22 protein-coding genes are annotated in these 21459 nt (G+C 64.5%); 13 read left to right on the forward strand and 9 right to left on the reverse strand.

Going from position 1 to position 21459, the window contains the following annotated elements; genetic code table 11:
* Positions 1–22: 22 nt before the first annotated feature.
* The 3 genes from ACYJ11_RS09210 (at position 23) to tgtA (ending at position 2463) form a co-directional block, all read left to right on the forward strand.
* A complete protein-coding gene (locus ACYJ11_RS09210; RefSeq protein WP_461647566.1) occupies positions 23–568 on the forward strand; it encodes an NUDIX hydrolase in 546 nt (181 codons plus the stop codon).
* 44 nt (positions 569–612) lie between these two features.
* Positions 613–870 (forward strand): hypothetical protein, encoded by a 258-nt coding sequence (locus tag ACYJ11_RS09215; protein ID WP_461647567.1) that lies wholly within the window; start codon positions 613–615, stop codon positions 868–870.
* 120 nt (positions 871–990) lie between these two features.
* A complete protein-coding gene (gene tgtA, locus ACYJ11_RS09220; protein ID WP_461647568.1) occupies positions 991–2463 on the forward strand; it encodes a tRNA guanosine(15) transglycosylase TgtA in 1473 nt (490 codons plus the stop codon).
* Between the two features lie 26 nt (positions 2464–2489).
* On the opposite strand, the gene ACYJ11_RS09225 is transcribed toward tgtA, so the two are convergent.
* Both ACYJ11_RS09225 and ACYJ11_RS09230 read right to left on the reverse strand, forming a co-directional pair.
* Positions 2490–3365: an NAD-dependent epimerase/dehydratase family protein gene (locus tag ACYJ11_RS09225; protein ID WP_461647569.1), complete on the reverse strand. Its 876-nt coding sequence runs from the start codon at positions 3363–3365 to the stop codon at positions 2490–2492.
* 65 nt (positions 3366–3430) lie between these two features.
* On the reverse strand, positions 3431–4576 hold the full coding sequence (locus tag ACYJ11_RS09230; RefSeq protein WP_461648427.1) for an alginate lyase family protein: 1146 nt from the start codon (positions 4574–4576) through the stop codon (positions 3431–3433).
* A gap of 371 nt (positions 4577–4947) precedes the next feature.
* On the opposite strand from ACYJ11_RS09230, the gene arcS reads away from it, so the two are divergent.
* From arcS to ACYJ11_RS09250, 4 genes are all read left to right on the forward strand, one after another.
* Complete coding sequence (gene arcS, locus ACYJ11_RS09235; RefSeq protein ID WP_461647570.1) at positions 4948–6735, forward strand: archaeosine synthase subunit alpha; 1788 nt, start codon at positions 4948–4950, stop codon at positions 6733–6735.
* Positions 6736–6808: 73 nt separating this feature from the next.
* Positions 6809–7216, forward strand: a complete 408-nt coding sequence (locus tag ACYJ11_RS09240) for a VanZ family protein (RefSeq protein WP_461647571.1) — start codon at positions 6809–6811, stop codon at positions 7214–7216.
* A gap of 38 nt (positions 7217–7254) precedes the next feature.
* Entirely contained in the window at positions 7255–8331 is a 1077-nt protein-coding gene (locus ACYJ11_RS09245) for an archaeosine biosynthesis radical SAM protein RaSEA (RefSeq protein ID WP_461647572.1), read from the forward strand.
* Between the two features lie 77 nt (positions 8332–8408).
* Positions 8409–8570, forward strand: coding sequence for a hypothetical protein (locus tag ACYJ11_RS09250; RefSeq protein ID WP_167320814.1), 162 nt, complete (start codon positions 8409–8411; stop codon positions 8568–8570).
* Between the two features lie 32 nt (positions 8571–8602).
* On the opposite strand, the gene ACYJ11_RS09255 is transcribed toward ACYJ11_RS09250, so the two are convergent.
* Complete coding sequence (locus ACYJ11_RS09255) at positions 8603–9331, reverse strand: TOBE domain-containing protein (protein ID WP_461647573.1); 729 nt, start codon at positions 9329–9331, stop codon at positions 8603–8605.
* A gap of 66 nt (positions 9332–9397) precedes the next feature.
* Here ACYJ11_RS09255 and ACYJ11_RS09260 point away from each other — a divergent pair, with 66 nt between their 5' ends.
* From ACYJ11_RS09260 to ACYJ11_RS09270, 3 genes are read left to right on the forward strand one after another with little or no spacing between them, the layout of a single operon-like run.
* Entirely contained in the window at positions 9398–10534 is a 1137-nt protein-coding gene (locus tag ACYJ11_RS09260; RefSeq protein WP_461647574.1) for an extracellular solute-binding protein, read from the forward strand.
* A 49-nt stretch (positions 10535–10583) separates the two neighbouring features.
* Positions 10584–11564 carry an ABC transporter permease gene (locus ACYJ11_RS09265; RefSeq protein ID WP_461647575.1) on the forward strand — a complete coding sequence of 327 codons (981 nt, stop codon included), beginning with the start codon at positions 10584–10586 and terminating at the stop codon, positions 11562–11564.
* On the forward strand, positions 11561–12574 hold the full coding sequence (locus ACYJ11_RS09270; RefSeq protein WP_461647576.1) for an ABC transporter ATP-binding protein: 1014 nt from the start codon (positions 11561–11563) through the stop codon (positions 12572–12574). Before ACYJ11_RS09265 ends, ACYJ11_RS09270 begins: the two co-directional genes overlap by 4 nt.
* 197 nt (positions 12575–12771) lie before the next feature.
* On the opposite strand, the gene purQ is transcribed toward ACYJ11_RS09270, so the two are convergent.
* The 4 genes from purQ to ACYJ11_RS09290 are packed head-to-tail and all read right to left on the reverse strand — an operon-like array spanning position 12772 to position 15342.
* Positions 12772–13449, reverse strand: coding sequence for a phosphoribosylformylglycinamidine synthase I (gene purQ / locus ACYJ11_RS09275; RefSeq protein WP_170098502.1), 678 nt, complete (start codon positions 13447–13449; stop codon positions 12772–12774).
* A gap of 52 nt (positions 13450–13501) precedes the next feature.
* Complete coding sequence (purS, locus tag ACYJ11_RS09280) at positions 13502–13756, reverse strand: phosphoribosylformylglycinamidine synthase subunit PurS (protein ID WP_005536073.1); 255 nt, start codon at positions 13754–13756, stop codon at positions 13502–13504.
* Positions 13757–13807: 51 nt separating this feature from the next.
* The gene (locus tag ACYJ11_RS09285) at positions 13808–14467 is read right to left on the reverse strand and encodes a DUF7504 family protein (RefSeq protein ID WP_461647577.1); all 660 of its coding nucleotides are present in this window, start codon (positions 14465–14467) and stop codon (positions 13808–13810) included.
* Positions 14467–15342: a GAF domain-containing protein gene (locus ACYJ11_RS09290; RefSeq protein ID WP_461647578.1), complete on the reverse strand. Its 876-nt coding sequence runs from the start codon at positions 15340–15342 to the stop codon at positions 14467–14469. The genes ACYJ11_RS09285 and ACYJ11_RS09290 overlap by 1 nt, the downstream gene beginning before the upstream one ends.
* 120 nt (positions 15343–15462) lie before the next feature.
* Between ACYJ11_RS09290 and ACYJ11_RS09295 the strand changes: the two genes are divergently transcribed.
* On the forward strand, positions 15463–16446 hold the full coding sequence (locus ACYJ11_RS09295; RefSeq protein ID WP_461647579.1) for a formyltetrahydrofolate deformylase: 984 nt from the start codon (positions 15463–15465) through the stop codon (positions 16444–16446).
* A 24-nt stretch (positions 16447–16470) separates the two neighbouring features.
* On the opposite strand, the gene ACYJ11_RS09300 is transcribed toward ACYJ11_RS09295, so the two are convergent.
* The gene (locus ACYJ11_RS09300) at positions 16471–17505 is read right to left on the reverse strand and encodes a phosphoribosylaminoimidazolesuccinocarboxamide synthase (RefSeq protein ID WP_461647580.1); all 1035 of its coding nucleotides are present in this window, start codon (positions 17503–17505) and stop codon (positions 16471–16473) included.
* Between the two features lie 162 nt (positions 17506–17667).
* On the opposite strand from ACYJ11_RS09300, the gene ACYJ11_RS09305 reads away from it, so the two are divergent.
* The gene (locus tag ACYJ11_RS09305) at positions 17668–18684 is read left to right on the forward strand and encodes a sodium:calcium antiporter (protein ID WP_461647581.1); all 1017 of its coding nucleotides are present in this window, start codon (positions 17668–17670) and stop codon (positions 18682–18684) included.
* Between the two features lie 106 nt (positions 18685–18790).
* Positions 18791–20143: a 7,8-didemethyl-8-hydroxy-5-deazariboflavin synthase subunit CofH gene (gene cofH / locus ACYJ11_RS09310; RefSeq protein WP_461647582.1), complete on the forward strand. Its 1353-nt coding sequence runs from the start codon at positions 18791–18793 to the stop codon at positions 20141–20143.
* A gap of 201 nt (positions 20144–20344) precedes the next feature.
* On the opposite strand, the gene cofG is transcribed toward cofH, so the two are convergent.
* A complete protein-coding gene (cofG, locus tag ACYJ11_RS09315) occupies positions 20345–21451 on the reverse strand; it encodes a 7,8-didemethyl-8-hydroxy-5-deazariboflavin synthase subunit CofG (protein ID WP_461647583.1) in 1107 nt (368 codons plus the stop codon).
* Between the last annotated feature and the right edge of the window lie 8 nt (positions 21452–21459).

Here is a 21459-nt window from a genome sequence, read left to right on the forward strand (position 1 = left end):
CGGTGGGGCCTACACTTCCGGTATGGACGAGGAACTCGCTTGGGAGACGCTCGATGCCGAAACCGCCTACGCCTGTCCGGGGTTCGATGTCGTCCGTGAGGACGTACGCCTGCCCGACGGTACGGAGGATAAGTTCGACTACGTACAGCACGGTGAGAGCGTCATCGTGCTCCCGCTCACCGCCGACGGCGACGTAGTTGTTATCGAGGAGTGGCGACAGCCAGTCCGCCGGGTTAACTACGGCTTGCCTGCCGGGACGATGGAAAATGAAGACGACGATCCAAGCGCCGCCGCCGCTCGCGAACTCCGCGAGGAAACCGGTTACGAAGCGGGGTCGCTCGACCACCTCTACACGGGCGAACCGGCCAACGGCAACACCGATTACGTGTTCCACTACTACGTCGCACGCGGATGCGAGGCGACGGCCGACCAGAATCTAGACCACAACGAGTCGATCCGGGTCGACACCGCCGACTTCGACTCGCTGGTCCAGTCAGTGCGCGACGGCACGCTCCGTGACAGTCGGTCTGCCGTAGGTATCATGTACTATGCCCTGTTCGAGCGCTGAGCTGACGACAGTTTGAAAACCTGTGGAATGGTACCATTCAACACATGGCCTCGATCGCACTCGACGAACAGACGGAACGCCGGCTGGATAAACTGCGCGCGGCCGTCCGCCGTCGGACCGGCCAGCCGGTTTCGCGGGCTGAATTGCTCGAACGGCTTGTCGAGGACGCCTACGGGTCCCGCGGCGAAGTGGTTGCTATGTTCCGAACGTCACAGGCGTACGTCGCCGACGAGGACTCCGGGACCGTCCACCGGCCCGAGCGAAAACTGGTGCCCGGCGGAGCAGAACAGCCCGACGAATAGCGGCGCTGTGCCGGCCGGCACGTCGCTCGGCCCCACCGCCGCTCCCGGCTTCCGCCAGCGACGAACGGCCAGCCACGGGGGAACACAACCCTTAGGCCCGCCGACCGACGACGACGTGTAATGACGAATTTCGAGGTCCGCCAGTACGACGCAGCGGGCCGGCTGGGCGAGCTAACGGTGCCACGGGCCGGCGTCACCGTCGAGACGCCGACGATCCTGCCGGTGGTCAATCCGCACGTCCAGACGGTCGCACCGGACACGTTGGCGTCGGAGTTCGGGGCGGAGATACTCATCACGAACAGCTACATCCTGCACGGCTCCGACGACCTCCGCGAGCCGGTGCTGGAGCAGGGCCTCCACGACCTGCTTGGGTTCGACGGGGCTATCATGACCGACTCCGGGTCCTTCCAGCTCGCTGAGTACGGCGACATCGACGTGACCACCGAGGAGATTCTGGAGTTCCAGCACGAGATCGGCTCCGACATCGGCACGCCGGTAGATATCCCGACGCCGCCGGATGTGGACCGTGAGCGGGCGACCGAGGAGCTCAAAACGACACAGGAACGGCTTGAGCACGCTGCTACCGTCGACACCGGCGAGATGCTCGTCAGCGCGCCGGTTCAGGGAGCGACCTACCCGGATCTGCGGGAGCGCGCTGCTGCAGACGCCGTCTCGACCGGACTTGACGTGTTTCCGCTGGGAGCTGTCGTCCCGCTGATGAACGAGTACCGCTATGCTGACCTCGCGGATGTTGTCGCGGCCTGCAAGCGCGGGCTGGGAGAGGTCGGCCCGGTCCATCTGTTCGGTGCGGGCCACCCGATGATGTTCGCGATGGCGGCGGCGCTGGGCTGTGACCTGTTCGACTCGGCGGCCTACGCGCTGTACGCCCGCGACGACCGGTATCTCACGGTGCAGGGGACGGAACTGCTTGACGAACTGAGTTACTTCCCGTGCCACTGCCCGGTCTGTACTGACCACACGCCGGCGGAGCTCGACGCGATGGACGCCGACACGCGCGAGGAACTGCTCGCCCGTCACAATCTCCACGTCACATACGGCGAGATTCGGACGGTCAAACAGGCGATTCGCTCGGGCAACCTCATGGAACTGGTCGACAGTCGCGCTCGCGGCCATCCGGCCATGCTCGACGGCTACCGCGCGCTGCTTGACCACGCCGAGCAACTCGAACGCACCGACCCGGTCTCGAAGGACGCGTTCTTTTACACCTCGAACGAAAGCGCCCGCCGGCCCGAGGTCCGACGCCATCAGGACCGGCTGGAGCGCCTCCCGGTCGAGGGCGAGGAGGTGCTGCTGACCGAAGGCAGTTCCAGTGCACAGTACGACGAGTGCTGGGGCGTTCTGCCCCCGTTCGGTCCGTATCCGCGCGAACTCGCCGATACCTATCCACTGACTGCGGAAACGCCCGACCGAACCGACCGAGCGGCCTACGAAGCCGCAGCGACGGGGGTCAGACGATTGGTCGAACTCCACCCCGACGTGTCCTTCACGCTAGTCCACGACGACTGGCCGGCGACGGCGCTCGACCGCGTGCCCGATAGCGTTCGCCTGCGTGACCTGCACGCCCGCGACTGACGGTTCACCTGTTCGACTGTCGGCAGTCAGACCGTCGGCACGTCTACGTCTTCGTCGGCCGCCTCTCGCCAGGAACGGGTCGGCTCCCAGCCCAGCATCGCTGTGGCTTTGGCTGTCGAATACGCCGCGGCGTTCCCCTTGACCGTGCAGTCGTCCGGAACACTCCCGTACTGCTCGCGCATGAGTTCGACAAGCGGTCTGCCCAGTGCGTTGTCGGGGCCGACGCAGTTGAACGCCTCGTGGCCGGCGACCTCACCGGTGAGCGCAACCTCGACGAGGTCAGCCACGTCTCGAACATCAACGTACGACCAGTAGTTACCCGCCCCGGCCGCAAGGTCGTCGACGTACTCCTCGTCTCGACAGGGGTACTCACCCGGAATCTGTATCCACGAGGGGCGAATCGACGCCACAGAGATGCCGTCTCGGCGCGCAATCGTCTTCCCGATCTCCTCTGTGACGACCTTCGAGAGCCCGTAGTCGTCCTCTGGCCTGCACGCGTGCCCTTCGGTAATCGGGAGTTCGTCCGGCAGAGGGGTCTCCTCGGCGAAAAAGAAGCCGTACGCGCCATCTGAAGAGCCCTGTACCACGTCAGCGCCGACGCGGCCGGCCGCCGAGAGGACGTTATGTGCTGCCAGTGTGTTGTTCTGGAACAGGTCTACCCCGGGGTGGTTCCCGGCTACCGGGATTGCCGCCCAGTGGACCACCGCGTCGGGGTCGATGGCGGTGAGCGCGTCGAAGACGCTCCCGGCGTCTGTCAGGTCAAGGGCACGGTATCCGACTGCCGGATGGCCCCCATCGTCTGGTAGTTGGCGGTCAAATACTGTTACGTCGTGCGGTCCGGCGAGGCGGTCGACGATCCAGCGACCGGAACGTCCCCGGCCACCGGTTACGACAACATCCATACAAGACCTGAAGCCGCTGCCATCCAAAGCGTGGCGGTGTACCGTCTTCTTGCGAAGGATGCTGTTTACAGATCAAGTCGGAACCGCTCACCGTGTGTGAACGTCGTCCAGCCGAGAATGCGTTCGTCCCGATGCGGTCGATCGGGGTTGTCGATTGCCGCCTGCTGCGCCGAGACGTACGTCGGGACGTTCTTCACCGGCTGTCCGCTCTGTTTGAGCGCTTCCAGATACGTGTCTTTCTCGTAGTACGAGTAGGCCACCTCGTACAGCGAAGACGCCGACTCCTGTTTTCTGGCGGGGAAGCCGTCATTATTGACGAACCGGTCGGGGTCGCCCTCGCCCATCGCTTCCCAGGCCTCTGGGTCACCCACGTATGGTGCGTGGGCGTCGAGAATCCGCTCGATCGCCCTTCTGTCGCCATCGAACTTCTGGTACTCGTACAGGGTGGGGCCATCGAGTTTGTCGGCATAGAGTCGACTGAGTTCCGCGGCGGTGACTAGTGCCTTCGCCGCATACAGCGAGTATGCGAGGCTCGATGCACGAATGATCTCGTTCTCCAGCAGGCCGTCCTCGCGGAGTTGGTTGAAGCCGGTCTCACGGTTCCGTTGCATGGCCTTCCGGAACCGGTCCCAGTCCCGGAGATACACGGAACCGGCGGCGTGGGTCATCTCCTGCCAGTTGAAGATGTTCTGCTGGCCCATTTCGGTCGGAATATTATGCCCCACGTCGTCCAGAAACGTCCGGACCCACTCCTGCAGGTCGGCCTCCGCGCCGACGCTGTCGTCGTTCCACGCCTCGTGGCCACGAACGAGTTCCGCGCCCCACCACATTTTCGGGAGCGTGATGAACTGTTCGATGCTGTTCGTTTTTACCGGAGCCATGTATGTCTCCGAACGCAGGAACCAGTGGTCCAGCAGCTCGATTGCTTTCTCGGCGTACTGGTCCGCGCCGGTGTACTGGTAGGCGAGGCCGAGGTCACGGATCCGGTCCCCTGTCCTGATGGCGGCGACGTAGTCCTTGCGTTCCGCTGGATCTTTCGGCCCTTTCGTCTTGAACTCGTGACCGTCGCCGTTGTCCGTGACACTCTCCGGGTCCGCTGCCATCGCGTCACGGACATCGTCCATGAATGCCTCGTGGGCCCCTGTCCACGGGCTGTCGCCGTCCTCGACACGGGACTGTATCGCAGCTAGTGTGTCGAGATGGACGAACATCGCGGGCCTGCTTTCCGTTGTCGACTCCGATACCTGTTCCATCGGTGTCGGCTCCGTCTCGTCTGACGCGGCCCTCGCACTAGGATCTCCCGAGGTGAGGCCGGTCGAACAGCCCCCCAGCGCTGCGGCTGTTCCCGAGAGGGCGAGCAACACGTCTCGTCGTGTCTGTCGCTGCACGGGCAGTCAGTCACCCTCGATAGATTTAGTTAGGGTCCAGCTAATCAGTCGATAGCGACCGCCTCACCATACCCGCAAACCGATAGTTATCGACTATAACAGGCTGCGGTGGTGTCGAAACACCCCCGGTTGCCACTGAACCCGCTGCTGGCACAAAGGCAAGATAGTTGGTCGCGCGTGGCTGACGCCATTGCATGACCGACTACTTCGAGGTCCACGAGCGCGACAGCGCCGCGCGAGTGGGTGAGTTACGCCTCGCCGACTCCGTGACGACGCCGGCGCTGGTCGACGACGTGGACACCGAGACGCCGGGCAACTGTCGACATGTCCTTGATGATGCTGGAAGCCGCTGGTCCACCGAGCGAGACGCCCCAGACGGTGACGAGTCGCTGCTCACCGTATTGCCCCACCGGGGACTCCCCGCCGGCACCCCGGACGAGGTCGCCGAGGCCTTCGCCGTCGACTATCCAGATGTCACGTTCCCGAGCGCGGCCGTCGTCTCGCCCGATACTGCGGCCGACCACGGCAGTGACGCCTACGTGCTCGCCGGTGCGCCCGGCTACGTCAGGCACGCGTCAGCGTTCGTCGACGCCGTCACCACTGTCCGGGAGCGTATCCCCGCTGACACCGCGCTCTACCTGCCCGGCGTCGCCACGCCGCGAAACGTCGCGACGCTCGTCTATGCCGGTGTCGACCTCGTGGACCCCGACCGCGCTGTCATCCGCGGCACCGAGGGCCGATATCTCACGACCGACGAGGCGTACTTCCTCGAAGACCTCGATGAACTGCCGTGTGCGTGTCCGGCCTGCCAGCAGCCACGCGAGGAGTTCGACCGGCAGGACTGCGTCGAACACAACGTCAGCGCGCTCGCTGCGGAACTCCGGCGCGTCCGCCGCCGCATCCGCGACGGTCGCCTTCGAGACTACGTCGAGGGACAGGCCAGACAGGACAACTGGCTCACCGCGACGTTCCGACGGCTGGACCAGCAGTACAGCTATCTGGAGGAGCGAACGCCGCTCATTCGGCGGGCCGACCTCTCGGCGGCCAGTGACGACTCGCTCCGCCGGGTCGAGATTCAGCGCTTCGCCGAGCGGGTCACCGACCGCTACGTGCCGCGTTTCGATGACCGGCCGCTCGTGCTGGTCCCCTGCTCCGCACGCAAGCCCTACAGCGACTCACAGAGCCACAAACAGTACCACGACGCCATCAAGTGGCGCGCCCACGTCGTCTCGATGACCTCGCCCATCGGCGTCGTGCCACAGGAACTCGAACTCACCTACCCCGCACAGCACTACGACTCGGTGGTGACGGGCAACTGGACCGCCACCGAGATCGAGTTCGTCAGCCGCGTGCTCGAACGCTATTTAGAAGGCACCGATTACCCGGAGATTATTGCCCACGTACCCGGCGAAGGCTACCGCGACATCTGCGAGCGCGTGGCCGATTCGCTGGACCGGGAGTTCACCTACACCGTCACCGACCACCCGACGACAGCGGATTCGCTGGGCAACCTCGCTGCCGAACTGGAGGGCTGGGACCGCTATCCGAAACGGGAACGCGAACACAACACTATCCGCGCCGTCGCCGACTACCAGTTCGGAGAAGGCGCTGGCGACGAACTGTTCGACGACCTCTCGACGCAGGGCCGGTATCCACAACTGCGCGCCGACGACGCCGACGGGGAGCAGCTGGCGGCGCTGGCCCAGCAGTACGGCGTCCTCTCGCTGACCACTGCCGGGGCGCGTCGCTGGGTCGAGAGCGACGTACCGACGAAAACTGTCGAAATCGAGCCGTTCGTCCCCCACGGCTCGGTGCTTGCGCCGGGCATCACCGACGCCAGCGACGATATCCGCGTCGGCGACGACGTGGTTATTCAGGGCGACGCGGCCTTCGGCGTCGGTCGCGCGCAGATGAGCGGCCCGGAGATGCAGTCCTCGACGCGCGGTATCGCCGTCCAGATGCGCCACGTCGACGAGCAGTAGTACGGTCTTCTGGTGTCGGGTACTGCTGTCGCCTGACCACGCGACTTATCTATCGAACGGAAGAACCGCCACTATGGACGTATCGGGGTTCCGCCGCTACCTCCCTGCGGTCGGCTTTTCACTGTTGGTACTGGTCACGTCGCTTCTCCCGGTTCCCGAAGGGGTGGGCGAGCAGGCCCCCGCACTCCTCGGTTTCGCGCTAGATAAGTGGGTTCACGCGGCGAGTTACGGGACACTGGCAGTACTGCTCGCGTGGGGTCGGCGGGCCCGCGATGTGATGACCGTTGCAGCACTCGTGACACTCGCTATCTGCTACGGGGCTGGTGTGGAATTGGTTCAAGGTTTCGTCCCCTCGCGCGGGACGAGCGGCGCTGATTTCTTCGCTAACTCCGTCGGGGCTGCGCTGGCCGGGGTGGCGTGGCTCGTGGCCCACCGAACCGGTGCACTTTCCGACCAAACCGGCCCACAATCCCGGCAGTAACGAAGCGGCTTTACGCACTCATCGGCTACCTCGCCCCAATGAGCAAGCCCAGTCCTGAAGTCTACGAGGAGGGCAAGGGCATGGACGCCCACAACTCCGTGATGCGTGACATCCGGTCGCGCAACGACTCCACGTACGACCCTCGCGAGCCGACCCGTGTATGGCTCGACGAGGACAACACACCCGATGGTGTCTACCAGAGCCTGACTATCATCTTGAACACCGGCGGCTGCCGGTGGGCACGCGCCGGCGGCTGTACGATGTGTGGCTACGTCGCCGAGAGCGTCGAGGGCGGGACCGTCGCCCACGAGGACCTGATGGCACAGATCCAGCACTGTCTGGACCACGAGAGCGAGAACAGCGACGAGCAGAGCGGCCTCATCAAGATCTACACCTCCGGGAGCTTCCTTGACGAGCGCGAAGTCCCGGCGGAGACGCGGCAGGCTATCGCCGAAACCTTCGCGGACCGCGAGCGAATCGTCGTTGAGTCGCTGCCGGACTTCGTCGACGAGGAGACTGTCGGCGACTTCGTCGATGTGGGCCTAGAGACGGACGTGGCGGTCGGCCTGGAGACGGCGACCGACCGCGTCCGCCACGATTGCGTGAACAAGTACTTCGACTTTGCCGACTTCGAGGCAGCCTCCGAGGCGGCGCAGGCCGCCGGTGCTGGCGTCAAGGCGTACCTGCTGATGAAGCCGCCGTTCCTCTCCGAAGCCGAGGCCGTCGAGGATATGAAGCGGTCGGTGCGACGCTGTGCGGCCGTCGACGGCTGTCACACCGTCTCGATGAACCCCTGTAACGTCCAGCGCTACACGATGGTCGAGGAACTGTACCACGACGGCGGCTACCGGCCGCCGTGGCTCTGGTCGGTCGCCGAGGTGCTGGAGTCGACCGCCGACGAGGATGTCATCGTCGTCTCGGACCCGGTCGGCCACGGCAGCGACCGCGGCCCGCACAACTGTGGTGAGTGTGACGACAAAGTCCAGCGCGCTATCAAGGACTTCGACCTCCGGCAGGACCCGTCGGTGTTCGAGCAGGTGAGCTGCGAGTGCGAGGCGACGTGGGACGCCGTCATCGAACGCGAGCGTAGCTACTCGCTCCCGCTCGCTCGATAGGGACTTCGAGCACTAGAGACCGTGTGACGGGCTGTCGACCAACGCTTATCCGTCTTTCGCGCATAATACTGTTCGATATGACCCCGAACGGTGACCAGGACAGGCGCAGTTTCAATACACGCGGGACAGTCACGGAATGTGACCTGTGCGGTGAACGGCGGCAGTGTATCGACGACGATGGGATGGTCGCCTGCAGTGCCTGCCAATCCGACCTGCTGCCGTCCGGCTGGGGTCTCTGAGGCTACTTCTGGTACCACCTCGTGCCACTTGCTTACGATGACTCATCCGGCCCCGACTGTTCGATAGCGGGAATGACGCCGACGGTTGCGGTTGCTTTGAACGAGGCGACAAGCTCCGCGCCTGTGGTGATGTCGAGTTTATCGAGGCTCGTGTCAGTCACCAGCGCCGACAGCGTCATGTCCGGGTCGACTGTCAGTGCGACCAGCGCGATAGAGGTCCCCTTCTCGATACGCTCGACGCTGCCGACGAACTGATTTCTCGCACTCGTCCCCGCTGGTTCGGGAGCTTCGTGCGGTGCGTTCAGCGTCACCGTATCGGCGCGGATGCCGACTTCCACCGCGTCGCCGGGGCCCGCCTCGGTGTCGACGATGGCCCGGACCGTCCCCGGCGGCGTCTCGACGGTCGCCAGTTCGCCGTCCCGGTCCACGACCGTCCCCTGGAGGACTGTCTCCGCTGTCGTTGCCACCCCGTCGAACTCGGCTTGCAGTCGCTGAAAGCGGGCCAGCAGTTGCTCGGCAGCGGTCGTCAGTTCGCTGCCGCCGCCCCCGCTACCACCGCGACTGCGGTCGACCAGCGGACCGAACGCGTCTTCAAGCTCCACGATGCGGCGCTGGGCGTGCGCGTACGACCGGCCCAGCGCGTCGGCGGCGGCGTTCAGTGACCCGTGGGCGGCGACCGCTTGCAGGAGCGTCCGGTCACGGGTGGTCAGCGCCACGTCGCCCTGCTCCAGTTGTACTTCGACGTCCGCAGTCGCATCCATACGAACGCCAGACGGAGTGTGTTCAAAGATTTTATGACTATCACGATTGAACGGGAAGTATCGCTCATGACACAACGACCGAACTCCGACACCGCACGCGGCAACTCGCGACGACGAACGACCCGGAGAGCGTTTCTGACTGGGGCCGGCGCGGCCACGCTGACTGCGCTCGCGGGCTGTAGCGGTGGTGGAAACGACGGCGGCGACGGTGAATCAGGCGGTGCCACAGATACGGACGGTGGCACGGCCGACGGGACGGATTCGATGACCGAGTCGGCGATGACCGAGTCGTCGATGGGGGATTCGATGACGATATTCCACGCAGGGAGCCTCGCGCCACCGTTCAGTGAAGCCGAACCGTCGTTCGAGGACGAGTACGGCGTCGATGTCAACCGCGAAGCGAAGGGGTCGGTCGCGTCGACACAGAAAATCACACAGCAGGGCCGATCGGCCGACGTGCTGGGCACGTCTGACTTCCGCCTGATCCGCGACCGTATTCTCCCGGACTTCGGGGACTGGTACGCGATCTTCACGACGAATTCGATGTCGATACAGTACCGCGAGGACTCACCCGGCGCGGGTGATATCTCGAAGGACAACTGGTGGGAGGTGCTGACCCGCGACGACATCACTATCGGGCATTCCGACCCGGCCGTCGACCCCGGCGGCTACCGCGCGGTCATGACACAGCAACTCGGCAAGGAGGAGTTCAACGGGGAGCGCCTCTACGACGAGTCGACCTACCAGGCCCTGCGTGACAACTCCGTAGTGCCGACCGGTACGGAGACGAACCTCGAAGGCCAACTGGAGTCCGGCGAACTGGACTACGTGTTCTACTATCAGTCCATCTCCAGTACGGCCGACAAGCCGTTCATCGACCTGCAGCCGGAGGTGGACCTCTCACAGGCGACCAGCGAGTACGCGAAACACTACGCGAAAGCGGAGGTCGAGACCGGAAGCGGGACGTTCACCGGTGCGCCCATCGCCTACGGCATGACGGTCCCGAACGTCGCGGAGGCGCCCGGACGCGGGGCACAGTGGGTGGAGTACTTCGCGAGCGACGCGGGCCGTACGGTACTGAAGGACAAGGGGCTTGTCCCGGTCGATCCCATCGTCGTCCCGGCCAGCGGGGAAGACGCCGTCCCTGACCGCGTGATGAACGTCGCTAACGCGCAGAGCAACCTCGGTCCGCTGGAGCTGTAAGTGGTCGCACCGTTCCGGTCGAGAGCTTACGAACACGAGATACCGTACGATGGCAACTGAAACGGACCCACGATTCGGCCGCGAACGCGTCGGCACCCGGCCGCTCGTTGCCGCCTTCATCGCGCTACAGGCGGTCGCATTCGTTGCGGCCTACACCTACGGACGACCGACTTGGTACGCGTACTTCATGGTCGGGAGCACTGCCGTCACCGCGTACTATCTCGATGGCTCCTCGTTCACTGTCGCAACGGCGACTGTCGGGAGCATTCTCACGGTCGCGCTTGGACTCCCGCTGTTCCTCTTCGTTGCCCGGCAGAACCCCTCACTCGTCGCCGAGAAAGCGGCGGACCCGGGCGTCCATCGGGTTCTCTACCTCGGGGTGTACGGGCCGCTGTTGGCGGCCGTTCTCAGCCTGGTCCTCGGTGTCCCACTGGCACATCTGCTCGCCGAGGGGTTTCCGGGGCAACCGTTCGTCGAGAGCCTCGTGGACCTCCCGCTGGTCGTCCCGCATTCGGTCGCGGGCATCCTCATCCTGTTCGGGTTCGGGAAAGGCGGTGCGTTCCCGCAGTTCTCCGTGCTCGGGACGATGGTCGGGATGGTGCTCGCGATGACGTTCGTTTCGGCCCCCTACGCCGTGAACGCGACCCGGGAGTCGTTCGAGGCTATCGACACCCGACTCGAATACGCGTCGCGGATCCACGGCGCGAACAAGTGGGCGACGTTCCGTCACGTCACTGGGCCGCTGGCCTTCCGTGGGATGGTCACTGGTGGTGTGCTCGCTTGGGCTCGCGCCGTCTCAGAGTTCGGTGCGGTCGCCGTCGTCGCCTACTCGGTGTCGTTCTTCTACCCGCCCGAAGGCGGCGAGGTCACTGCCCAGCACGCCCCGGTGTTCGTCTACAACACCTACCTTCAGGGCGGGCTTGCGGAGAGTGGTGCCGTCGCGTTCCTGTTGTTGGCCGTCTCGGCCGTCATCTTCCTCATCGTCAGGTATCTCACCGACGATGACTCGGCCACCGGAGGGATGCCATGAACGGACTAACCGCCGCCGTCGAGGCGACGTTCACGGCCGATGGAGCCGAGGCGTTCATCGTCGACGCCGAAATCGAAGTCGAACCGGGCGAGAGCGTCGTGATTTTAGGACCGAGCGGTAGCGGTAAGACGCTCCTGTTGGAAACCGTGGCTGGATTCCACGAACATGACGGGTTCGTCGCGTCTGACGGCCGTCAACTCACCGACCTGCCGCCTGAGCGACGCGACTTCGGATTCGTGTTTCAGGACTACGCCCTCTTCCCTCATATGACTGTCAGGGAGAATGTAGCCTACGGAACCCGGTATCACGATGAAACGGGCGATCCCGATGCGCTGCTGACAGAGCTGGGGGTAAGTCATCTCTCGGACCGATACCCGCCGACGCTATCGGGCGGGGAGAAACAACGAGTAGGGCTCGCCCGGGCGCTTGCTATCCAGCCGGGGGTCATGCTGCTTGATGAGCCACTCGCAGCGCTAGATGTCCCGACACGACAGACGCTGCGAGACGACCTGGCAGACGTGCTCGAAGACGTGACCTCAGTGTACGTCACACATAACCGAACGACAGCCAGGGCGCTTGCCGACCGGATCGCGGTGATGTGCGACGGCCGAATCGTTCAGACCGGAACGCCCGAGGAGGTGTTCGAACGACCCGCTTCGCCGATGGTCGCTGAGTTCACCGGTGCCAACACTGTCGAACTCTCGTCAGCCCCGTCTCTGCGCCGATTGCTGAACGGGAGCTCCCCGGCAGAGAGTGACGGCGACGGTCACGCTGCGATACGACCGGAAGCTATCACGATCAACGACTCAGGTGATATCCAGGCCGCCGTTGAACGGGTCGTCCGCGAAGACGCGACCAGCAGAGTGACGCTCTCGTTTGACGATGTCACCATCGACGCGTTCGCCGACGACCCGCCGTCAGTCGGCGACACGGTCGGACTGACATTCCAGGCGGATCGACTACATCACTGTGGGTCGGCTGGCTCCGATCGGCGTACTCGCCGACTGTAACGGTATATTACACTTCCACTCCGGTACGCGTGTGTTTATACGGCTTGACCGCCAAGGCCGAGATAGGGACCGCCGGACTATGTCACACGCTCCGCTGGTCCCTTCCCCTTTGAGACAAACCCGGATAGCCCCGCGGCTGTTCGGACGCGTTCCAGTCGAGTATGAAACCGCCACAGTAACAGTCTGGTTCGCGAACGCTAGTCAGCGAAGCCCGTGAGAACGCCGCGGCCGTCGGTCCGGCCGAGGTCCGACAGTGTCGCCCGCTCCGGGTGGGGCATCATGACGGCGACGTGTTCAGATTCGCCGGTGACACCGGCCACACTGTGCTTCGAGCCGTTCGGGTTCGCCTCGGGTGTGACAGTCCCGTCCTCGTCACAGTACTTGAACAGGATCCGGTCCTCGGCTTCGAGTTCATCCAGACGCTCGTCGGTGATCTCGTAGCGACCCTCGCCGTGAGCGATCGGGAGTTCGACGACCTCGCCGTCCTCGTACTGGCTGGTCCAGGGCGTGTCGGCGTTCTCGACGCGCAGGTGGACGTGCTCACACTGGAAGCGGGCGCTCTCGTTGGTCGTGAACGCGCCGGGAGTCAGCGACGACTCACAGCCGATCTGTGCGCCGTTGCAGATGCCCAGTACCGGCGTTCCCTCGCTCGCGGCTTCGCGGATTTCGGCCATGATCGGCGAGCGGGCGGCCATCGCGCCGGCACGGAGGTAATCGCCGTAGGAGAAGCCACCGGGGAGGACGACGCCCTCGACATCCTCGGGAAGCCCGTCTTCATGCCAGACAAGGTCGGCATCGACGCCCAGCGACTCCAGCGCCTGTACGGAGTCGCGGTCGCAGTTAGAGCCGCCGAACTGGATGACGGCAATGGTCACGCGAGCCACCCCGTGTGGGAACAGACAATTGCCGTCAGTTTCGAGGCGATGGTCATTCTGCCTGTGCCACCTCAATGTCGTAGTCGTGGATGGTGGGGTTCGCGAGGAGCCGCTCGGCCATCTCCTCGGCGCGCTCGGCCGCGTCGTCGGCACTGTCGGCGTCGAGATCCAGTTCGAACACGTCCGCCGAGCGGAGGTCGTTCAGATCGAAACCGAGCCGTTCCAGTGAGCGCTGTGTCGTCTCGGCCTCGGGGTCGAGGACGCCCCGCTTGAGCCGGACTGTGACGGTCGCGGTAAAGGCAGTCATTACTGGCAAGCGAGCGGGCAGCGGAGAAAACGCTTGTGTTCTCCCGACAGGTCACGTCCCGACCGGCGTCCAGTTGGTCGGCTGGTCGCGCAGGCCGGCCACCCGGAGATCGAGGGCACCCTGGTCGGCGCGAACGTCGACCCGCCCGTCAAAGAACTGTGCCACGCTTTCGACGACCTGCTCCTCGTGGGCGTTCGGGTCGAGTACGCAGATACCCAGCCCGTCCGCAGTTCCGATCCGGCCGGTGATCGTGTTGAGGAACCGGTACACCGCCCTGACGTCGTCGCTGTAGACGAGCAACGGCGTCAGCGTGATGATCCCGGTCCGAACCCGCGTGTAGCCGCTGGCGTACGTCGATTCGTACTGGCCGGAGTACTCGATACCGATGCCGGTCAGGTCCGCCGGCGTGTTGACTGCCGACACGCTGTCTTCCGGCAGGTCGCCGCTCTCCTGTGCGCAGTCGATGACGCGGACTCGCTCGCGGTCGAGCACGCCGCCGTGGCGCTCGAAGTCCGCCAACATCGTTGTGGCATCCTTGTCTGTCGCAACGAGGACGGTTCCGCCGTCAGCGTCGGAGCTACAGAGCAGTCGCAGTCCCATCTCCCGTGCGCCGCTCAGAACGGGGCCGGTCACGAGCAGGCTCGTCCCCGGCTTGACCGGATTCAGCGGCAGGCCGTCGAACGTGTATCGGTCGTCTTGTCGCTGTGCCATCAGGCATCCCCCGGCAGCCGGCGTCGCAACAGCAGTTGTTCCTCAACCTCGTCGGCGAACCGCTGGAGGTCGTCTAGCTCTGTCTGCGTGTAGCGCCGCGGCTCGCCGTCGGTGCAACAGACGGCACCGATCGCGTTGCCTTCCTGGTCCGCGATTCGGACGCCGGCGTAGGACCTGATATCGAGCTGTTTCAGCGCGTCGACCTCGGCGAAGCGTGGGTCTTCGTGGGTGTCTTCGACGACCATCGTCTCGTCTGAGAGAATTGTGTGGGTACAGATGGTGTCCTCGCGGGCGAGGGTCCGCCAGTTGGCTCCCTCACACGCCACAAACCGCTCCTCGTGTTCGTCCATGAGGCCGACGAAGGCCACGTCGATGTCGAAGTGGCTGGCCATGAGCGCCGTCAGCCGGTCGAACGCGTCGATCGCCGCCAGCTGGTCGACGTCGTACCGCTGGACGGCAGACAGCCGCTCTGACTCGGTCTCCGGAACCGGATAGGCCGCCTGCGTTACCTCGGCGGCAGCCATGGCAGCCACATCCGCAAGCCGCTCCCGGGACTCCGGGACCGTCCGCGGCACGTATTCGACGACCTGTTCGGGACCGCCACGGGGGAGATCCGACGGTGCGTGTTCGGTATAGAGGATCACTACACAGGCCGGGTTCACCGAACGAACGGCGTCTACCACGTCGAACCCGTCCCCATCCGGGAGATCGAAGGCCGTCACAACACAGTCGACCGACCGGTCAAGTGCTGCGGTCAACGTATCGAGGGACCCAACTCCCTCGACTGCGAGTCCGGCGTCGCCAAGTGCGTCGGCCGTCTCGGCGCGCTCGTCAGCGTCCGGCTGCGCACAGAGAACCGTCGGCGAATCACTCATCACTGCCGTACATACACCGACTGATACACAAAGGGTTGGTGGCCACGCTCGGTGGAAAACGAAGGCTTTTGCCGTGGGACTGCCGACTCTGCGTCAAATGAATCACGACGCTGTCCGGAGGTGGGTATCGTGACTCGCGATCTGACTGAGATTACGGTCGTCGGTGAGGACGACACGGGCCTCATCGCCGAAGTGACCTCGCTCCTGTTCGAGCGCAGCATCAACATCGAGGACCTCGACCAGGCCGTCCGGGAGGGCGTCTTCCGGATGACCATGCGCGTCGACACGTCAGAGATGGTGACGACGGAGGAGAAACTCCGCGAAGACCTCACCGAACTCGGTGACGGACTCGGCGTCGACGTGCAGGTCCGGTTCCCCGCCGACCGCGAGACCCAGACCATCGCCGTCCTCGTCACGAAGGAGTCACACTGTCTGGAGGCGCTGTTCGAGGCGTGGGCCAACGGCGACCTCGGGGCCGACATCGAGGTGGTCATCGGGAACCACGACGACCTTGAACCGCTGGCAGACAAGTACGACGTTCCGTTCCACGACATCGGCGACGAGAAGGGGACGCCGGATGAGGACCAACTGCTCGACTTGCTCGCGCAGTACGACGCCGACCTCATCGCGCTGGCCCGGTATATGCGTATCCTCTCGCCCGATGTTGTCTTCCGCTACGAGAGCCGCATCATCAACGTCCACCCGAGCCTGCTGCCCGCCTTCCCCGGCGCGTCGGCGTACATGCAGGCCATTGAGGAGGGCGTCCGCATCGCCGGCGTCACGGCCCACTACGTGACGACGGATCTGGATCAGGGACCAATCATCACCCAGCGCGCGTTCAATGTCCCTGACGATGCCACCGAAGAGGAACTCCAGCAGATCGGCCAGCCGCTGGAAGCCGAGGCGCTCATCGAGGCTATCCAGCTCCATCTCAACGACGAAGTGAACGTCCACCGCGGCCGGACGAAGCTTCGGGACCCCGAGGAGACCTCGGCCCAGCTCGGCGCACCGGAAAAACTCGATCAGCTGAACCCCGACCGTCCCATCGACGGCCTCGGCGAGTTCGTCGCCGAGGACGACGGTGAGATCGAGGCTGACGACTGAAAACGCGCTATCTTTTTAAACCTCTCAGAGTTCACCAGCGGCGCTGACGGCATCGTCGAGCGACGGCGCGTCGAACACGTCGCCGCCGACGTAGGCGTTCGTGCCGGCGCAGTAGAGGTCCCGCGCGACCTGGATTACGTCCTCGTCGAGCGGCTGCGGCGACTCATCACAGAGTGCTTTCCAGTCGGCTACGCCCTCAGTGTCGGCCTGCTGTTTAGCCTCGCTTACGGCTTCGACCCACGCGGACTGGGTTCGCTTGTGGTACTGGCGGATGACTTCCTTCGAGACCTGCTGGCTCTCGTAGGAGAAGCGGTTCTCGTCGAACGTACCGACCACATCGGCTACGCGGATCTCCCCGTCGTAGTACAGACACTCGATTTTCCCGTCCTCGTGGACGAGGTTGGCCTCGGCGGCCTGCTCGGTGACGATGTGGTTGACCGCACGGGCCAGTTCTTCGAGGCGATCGATGCTTGCCGTGCCGGCGATCCGGTCGGCTGCCTCCCGGTCGAGGTAGCGGTCTTGCTCCTCGTATTTCGTCGAGAACTCGACGATGGGCTCGTCGAGGTCGACGACCTCGTCGGGCCAGGTGTCGTAGTCGAGGCCGTGGTCGGCCGGCTCGGTCCGGGACCGCAGCGACGACCCGACACCGACTCGATTCCGGAAGACGATCTCCAGCGGGATGAGGTAGTTCTCGTCGGCCCCCGCGTGGTAGGCGTCGTAGTCGTAGCTCCCGTCTTCGAAGGGGAGGTCCGGGACCTGTGTGAGTTCGATAACCATCTCCTCGGGGGCGGCGTCGGCCGACAGCGCCTCGCCGAGGTCGAGTACCTCGTCGCTGCCGGGGAGCCTGACGCCCTCGTAGTGTGTCGGGACGTGGTTCTCCTCCAGTAGCTGGAAGTTGTACGCGCCCATCGTACACAGCGACGCGCCCTTGTCGGGGATCTGGTCCGGCATCTTCCCCCAGTCGAAGACGGAGTAGTCGTCCGTGAACACGAACGCGCCGCGGCCGAGCCCCTCAGCCGTCGCCGGTTCGTCCACGCGGAATTCCTTGACGCTCGTCATTGTGCCCGCCTTTCGGGCCGGGGACAAAGACGTTTCTCATACTGTTGGCTGTAACTATTGTAAGATATTCGCGGTAGCGAAATTCTTTCCAGACTTACAGCCGGCAGTATCACTCGCGCTCGGAAGGCAACGTTTTCTGTCGGGCTGTCGACTGACCGGCTGATGGCTTCCAGTCTGTTGGTCGAGGCCGCGATCATCGTCGCCGCGACGGTCGCGATCTGGAAAGGGAGCGACTGGCTCGAAGCATCGAGTGAACGGCTCGCGACGTACTACGGTCTCCCGGAAGTCGTTCAGGGCGCGATTATCGTTGCCGTCGGATCGAGTTTCCCGGAGCTCGCGACTGTCGTCGTCGCGGCACTTGGCGGGTCGATGCCGCTTGGCGTCGGCGCAATCGTCGGTTCAGCGATATTCAACGTCCTCGTCATCCCCGCAGCCGCGGGCGTCGCGACCGATGACGAACTCGAATCGAGTCGGACGCTCGTCTACAAGGAGGCGCAGTTCTATATGCTCGCCGTCTCAGTCCTGCTCATCACGATGGCGCTTGCGGTCATCTACTACCCCGGCGAGGCGACGCTCACGGGCGTCATCACGCGGCCGCTGGCGGCGATTCCGCTCGCGCTCTACGGGCTGTACGTCTTCATCCAGTACCAGGACACAGCTGACCACGATCCGGGAGACGACTGGACCGCCGGCATCTCTGTTGGGCGGCAGTGGCTCTTCCTCCTGCTGGGCCTGGCTGTCATTCTCGTGGCTGTGGAAAACCTCGTCCACGCCGTCAGGGTCATCGGTCGGGCCGCCGGCGTTCAGGAGTTCCTGCTCGGCGTGACGATTCTGGCGGCGGCGACGAGCCTCCCCGACACGCTCGTCAGTGTCAGGGCAGCCCGCGACGACCGCGGGGTCACGTCGCTCGCGAACGTTCTTGGGTCGAACACGTTCGACTTGCTCGTCGCCATCCCGCTTGGCGTTCTCATTGCAGGCACGTGGACCGTCGACTTCGCGATGGCCGTGCCGATGTTCGGCGTCCTGACCGGGGCGACGATTCTCCTGTTTACTGTTCTCCGGACCGACCTCGTGTTGAGCGAACCCGAATCCTATGCGTTACTCGGCGCATACGCGGCTTTCGTCGCCTGGGTTGTCGTCGAGACTGCAGGCTGGGTCGGCGGCGTATTGCCGACCTGATGGCGTAACTGCAGTCGCTTGTGTGCCGGAACACGGGGACCTGTCGACCTTGTGGACCATGTGCGTACCCATACGTTTTTGACCGTTCTTTCCCTCCTGTCCAGCAATGCCGGACGTCCCAGAGACCGTCGGTACTCCGGACGGTTCTACTGAGTTCGAGCACCGTCCGACGACTGAGCAGTCGTTCGAGAACGCGCTCGCCAAGGCGAGAAACGGGACGCGACTGACAGTCGACGACGCCGTCGAACTCTTGACCACGGGCACCGATCGGGACGGCATCGACCACGACCGGAAAGAGCAGGTGCTCGAAGCGGCTGACCGACGCCGGGCGGAGGTCGTCGGCGACGAGGTCACCTTCGTCGCGAACCTCAACAACAACGTCACGACGGCCTGCAACACGGGCTGTCTGTTCTGTAATTTCAAGGACCGCTCCGAGCAGTTCCGGAGCGACTATCAGGAGGACCATGGCGGCTTCACCAAGACACCGAGTGAATCCCGAAAAATCGTACAGGACGCCCTCGACCGGGGCATCTACGAGGTCTGTTCGGTGTCGGGACTCCACCCCGCCCTCGCGCTGGACGACGAACACAGAGAGATACTGGAGACGAGCGACCGCGGGGACCTGAACTACCGCTCGCCCGACGAGTACGAGAAAGACCCAGCTACCTACTGCGAGCAACTCAGTGCAATGAACGTCGGCGATGTCCACCTCCACTCGATGACGCCGGAAGAGGCCTATCACGCCCGCCGCGGCACCGACTGGTCCTACGAGGAGGTGTTCGGCCGACTGCAAGACGCCGGCCTCGACAGCGTTCCGGGTACGGCTGCAGAGATCCTCGTCGACGAGGTCCGTGACGTCATTTGTCCGGGGAAGATCCGCACCGACGAGTGGCTCGAAGCGATGGAGGCGGCCGCGTCGGTCGGCCTCGACATGACCTCGACGATGATGTACGGCCACGTCGAGAACGAGCGCCACCGCGCGCTGCACCTGCAGCGCATCCGCGACCTGCAGGACCGGACCGGGGCGATCACTGAGTTCGTCCCGCTATCATTCGTTCACGAGGAAACGCCGCTGTACGAGCGTGGCATGGTCGACGGTGGCGCGACCATCGACGAGGACGAACTGCTGATCGCCGTCTCGCGGCTCTTCCTCGACAACGTCGACCACATCCAGGCCTCGTGGGTCAAATACGGCGACACGCAAGGGCTGAAGATGCTCACCTGCGGTGCCGACGACTTCATGGGAACTATTCTCTCTGAGGAGATCACCAAACGCGCCGGCGGCGACTACGGTGAGTTCCGTTCGTTTCAGGAGTACGCCGATATGATCACTGCCATCGGCCGCACGCCCGTCGAGCGATCGACGGACTACGAACAGCGCCGCGTCATCGATCCCGACGCCGACGTACTCGGCCCGCAACTCGGGCCACAGGCTGACGGAACGCCGTTGCTCGAGTAAAGTAGTGGACCACGGCTGGGCACTGGCCGTGGTCAACGTGGTAGAGTATTTCGCCTGGCACTGCTGTCAGAGGCACGCCCAGGCATGATACATATTGGTCCGCCAGCGTTTGTGTAGATATCGCCTAGACGACTAGGTGATTGATCTCGGGTGTCTGTTCTGGCCGCGCTGACCGTTTACCTGAGGGGCTGATCGCCAGTGTCACAGCGTCACTGGATTCACACCCCGGTCCAGTATCGACCGGAACCGTTCGCCGGCCTCGTCGTCAGCCTCGATGGCCGCCTCGATGGGCTTCGAGAGCCAGCCGTCGTCGACGAACCGGTCGTAGACGGGCAGTCGCTCCGTCAGTGGCACCTCGGCGGCGTCGGCGACAGCCGTCAGTTCCTGCAGCGCGGGCCACTCGTACTCGGGGTTGATGTGGTCAACCGTGACCGGGGAGACGCCGCCCAGGTCGTCGATGCCGCAGTCGGTCAGGTCGCGGGCGGGCGCGAGGTTCGGGGGGACCTGTACGGACACCTCCTCGGGAAGCGCCGCGCGGGCCATCGCCGTCACCCGGCGCATCGTCGCCAGATCGGGAGAGCCGCCCTGCCAGCGCTCGTTCTCGACGACGGGCTGGACGATGACTTCCTGGATGTGACCGTAGCGCTCGTGCATCTCGCGGATGGCGAACAAGCTCTCGGCGCGGTGGTGCCAGTCCTCGCCGATACCGACGAGGATACCGGTCGTGAACGGCACGCCCAGTTCGCCGGCCACCCGGAGGGTATTGAGTCGCTGACCGGGACTTTTGGCTCGCGGGCCGCCGTGGGCCTGTACGTCCGTGGTCGTCTCTAGCATCACGCCCATCGAGGCGTTCAGGTCGGCGACGTGGGCCATCTGCTCGCGTGTCTGATCGCCCGGATTCGCGTGCGGGAGCAATCCCTCTTCAAGGGCGATTTCGCAGGCTTCCCGGAGGTATTCGTGGATGGAGTCGTGGCCCCACTCGGCGAGCTGGTCGTGGATCGCTGTGTAGCGGTCGTCCGGATCGTCGCCGAAGGTGAACAGCGCCTCGGTACAGCCGGCGTCAGCCCCGCGGCGGCAGGTCTCCCGGATCTCCTCGGGGTCCATCAGCTCCGCCTGCCCCGGCGGGTCGTAGTACGTGCAGTATGTGCAGGTGTATCGGCAGGCGGTCGTCAGCGGCAGGAACACGTTCCGGCAATAGGACAGCGCCGACGCGGCCTCGACGTCTTCGGGCATCACCGACAGCAGTCGCTCGATGTCGGCGTCCGGGATCTCGATAGCGACGTCATACGCGTCCGTGCCGGGTATCACGTCCCGGG

This window comes from Haloarcula sp. H-GB5 (assembly GCF_054850705.1).

What these genes read in the sequence shown, in the direction of transcription:
- ACYJ11_RS09210 (WP_461647566.1), top strand. Translation starts at nt 23, where the DNA reads ATGGACGAGGAACTCGCTTGGGAGACGCTCGATGCCGAAACCGCCTAC.
- ACYJ11_RS09215 (WP_461647567.1), top strand. Translation starts at nt 613, where the DNA reads ATGGCCTCGATCGCACTCGACGAACAGACGGAACGCCGGCTGGATAAA.
- tgtA (WP_461647568.1), top strand. Translation starts at nt 991, where the DNA reads ATGACGAATTTCGAGGTCCGCCAGTACGACGCAGCGGGCCGGCTGGGC.
- ACYJ11_RS09225 (WP_461647569.1), bottom strand. Translation starts at nt 3,365, where the DNA reads ATGGATGTTGTCGTAACCGGTGGCCGGGGACGTTCCGGTCGCTGGATC.
- ACYJ11_RS09230 (WP_461648427.1), bottom strand. Translation starts at nt 4,576, where the DNA reads ATGTTCGTCCATCTCGACACACTAGCTGCGATACAGTCCCGTGTCGAG.
- arcS (WP_461647570.1), top strand. Translation starts at nt 4,948, where the DNA reads ATGACCGACTACTTCGAGGTCCACGAGCGCGACAGCGCCGCGCGAGTG.
- ACYJ11_RS09240 (WP_461647571.1), top strand. Translation starts at nt 6,809, where the DNA reads ATGGACGTATCGGGGTTCCGCCGCTACCTCCCTGCGGTCGGCTTTTCA.
- ACYJ11_RS09245 (WP_461647572.1), top strand. Translation starts at nt 7,255, where the DNA reads ATGAGCAAGCCCAGTCCTGAAGTCTACGAGGAGGGCAAGGGCATGGAC.
- ACYJ11_RS09250 (WP_167320814.1), top strand. Translation starts at nt 8,409, where the DNA reads ATGACCCCGAACGGTGACCAGGACAGGCGCAGTTTCAATACACGCGGG.
- ACYJ11_RS09255 (WP_461647573.1), bottom strand. Translation starts at nt 9,331, where the DNA reads ATGGATGCGACTGCGGACGTCGAAGTACAACTGGAGCAGGGCGACGTG.
- ACYJ11_RS09260 (WP_461647574.1), top strand. Translation starts at nt 9,398, where the DNA reads ATGACACAACGACCGAACTCCGACACCGCACGCGGCAACTCGCGACGA.
- ACYJ11_RS09265 (WP_461647575.1), top strand. Translation starts at nt 10,584, where the DNA reads ATGGCAACTGAAACGGACCCACGATTCGGCCGCGAACGCGTCGGCACC.
- ACYJ11_RS09270 (WP_461647576.1), top strand. Translation starts at nt 11,561, where the DNA reads ATGAACGGACTAACCGCCGCCGTCGAGGCGACGTTCACGGCCGATGGA.
- purS (WP_005536073.1), bottom strand. Translation starts at nt 13,756, where the DNA reads ATGACTGCCTTTACCGCGACCGTCACAGTCCGGCTCAAGCGGGGCGTC.
- ACYJ11_RS09285 (WP_461647577.1), bottom strand. Translation starts at nt 14,467, where the DNA reads ATGGCACAGCGACAAGACGACCGATACACGTTCGACGGCCTGCCGCTG.
- ACYJ11_RS09290 (WP_461647578.1), bottom strand. Translation starts at nt 15,342, where the DNA reads ATGAGTGATTCGCCGACGGTTCTCTGTGCGCAGCCGGACGCTGACGAG.
- ACYJ11_RS09300 (WP_461647580.1), bottom strand. Translation starts at nt 17,505, where the DNA reads ATGACGAGCGTCAAGGAATTCCGCGTGGACGAACCGGCGACGGCTGAG.
- ACYJ11_RS09305 (WP_461647581.1), top strand. Translation starts at nt 17,668, where the DNA reads ATGGCTTCCAGTCTGTTGGTCGAGGCCGCGATCATCGTCGCCGCGACG.
- cofH (WP_461647582.1), top strand. Translation starts at nt 18,791, where the DNA reads ATGCCGGACGTCCCAGAGACCGTCGGTACTCCGGACGGTTCTACTGAG.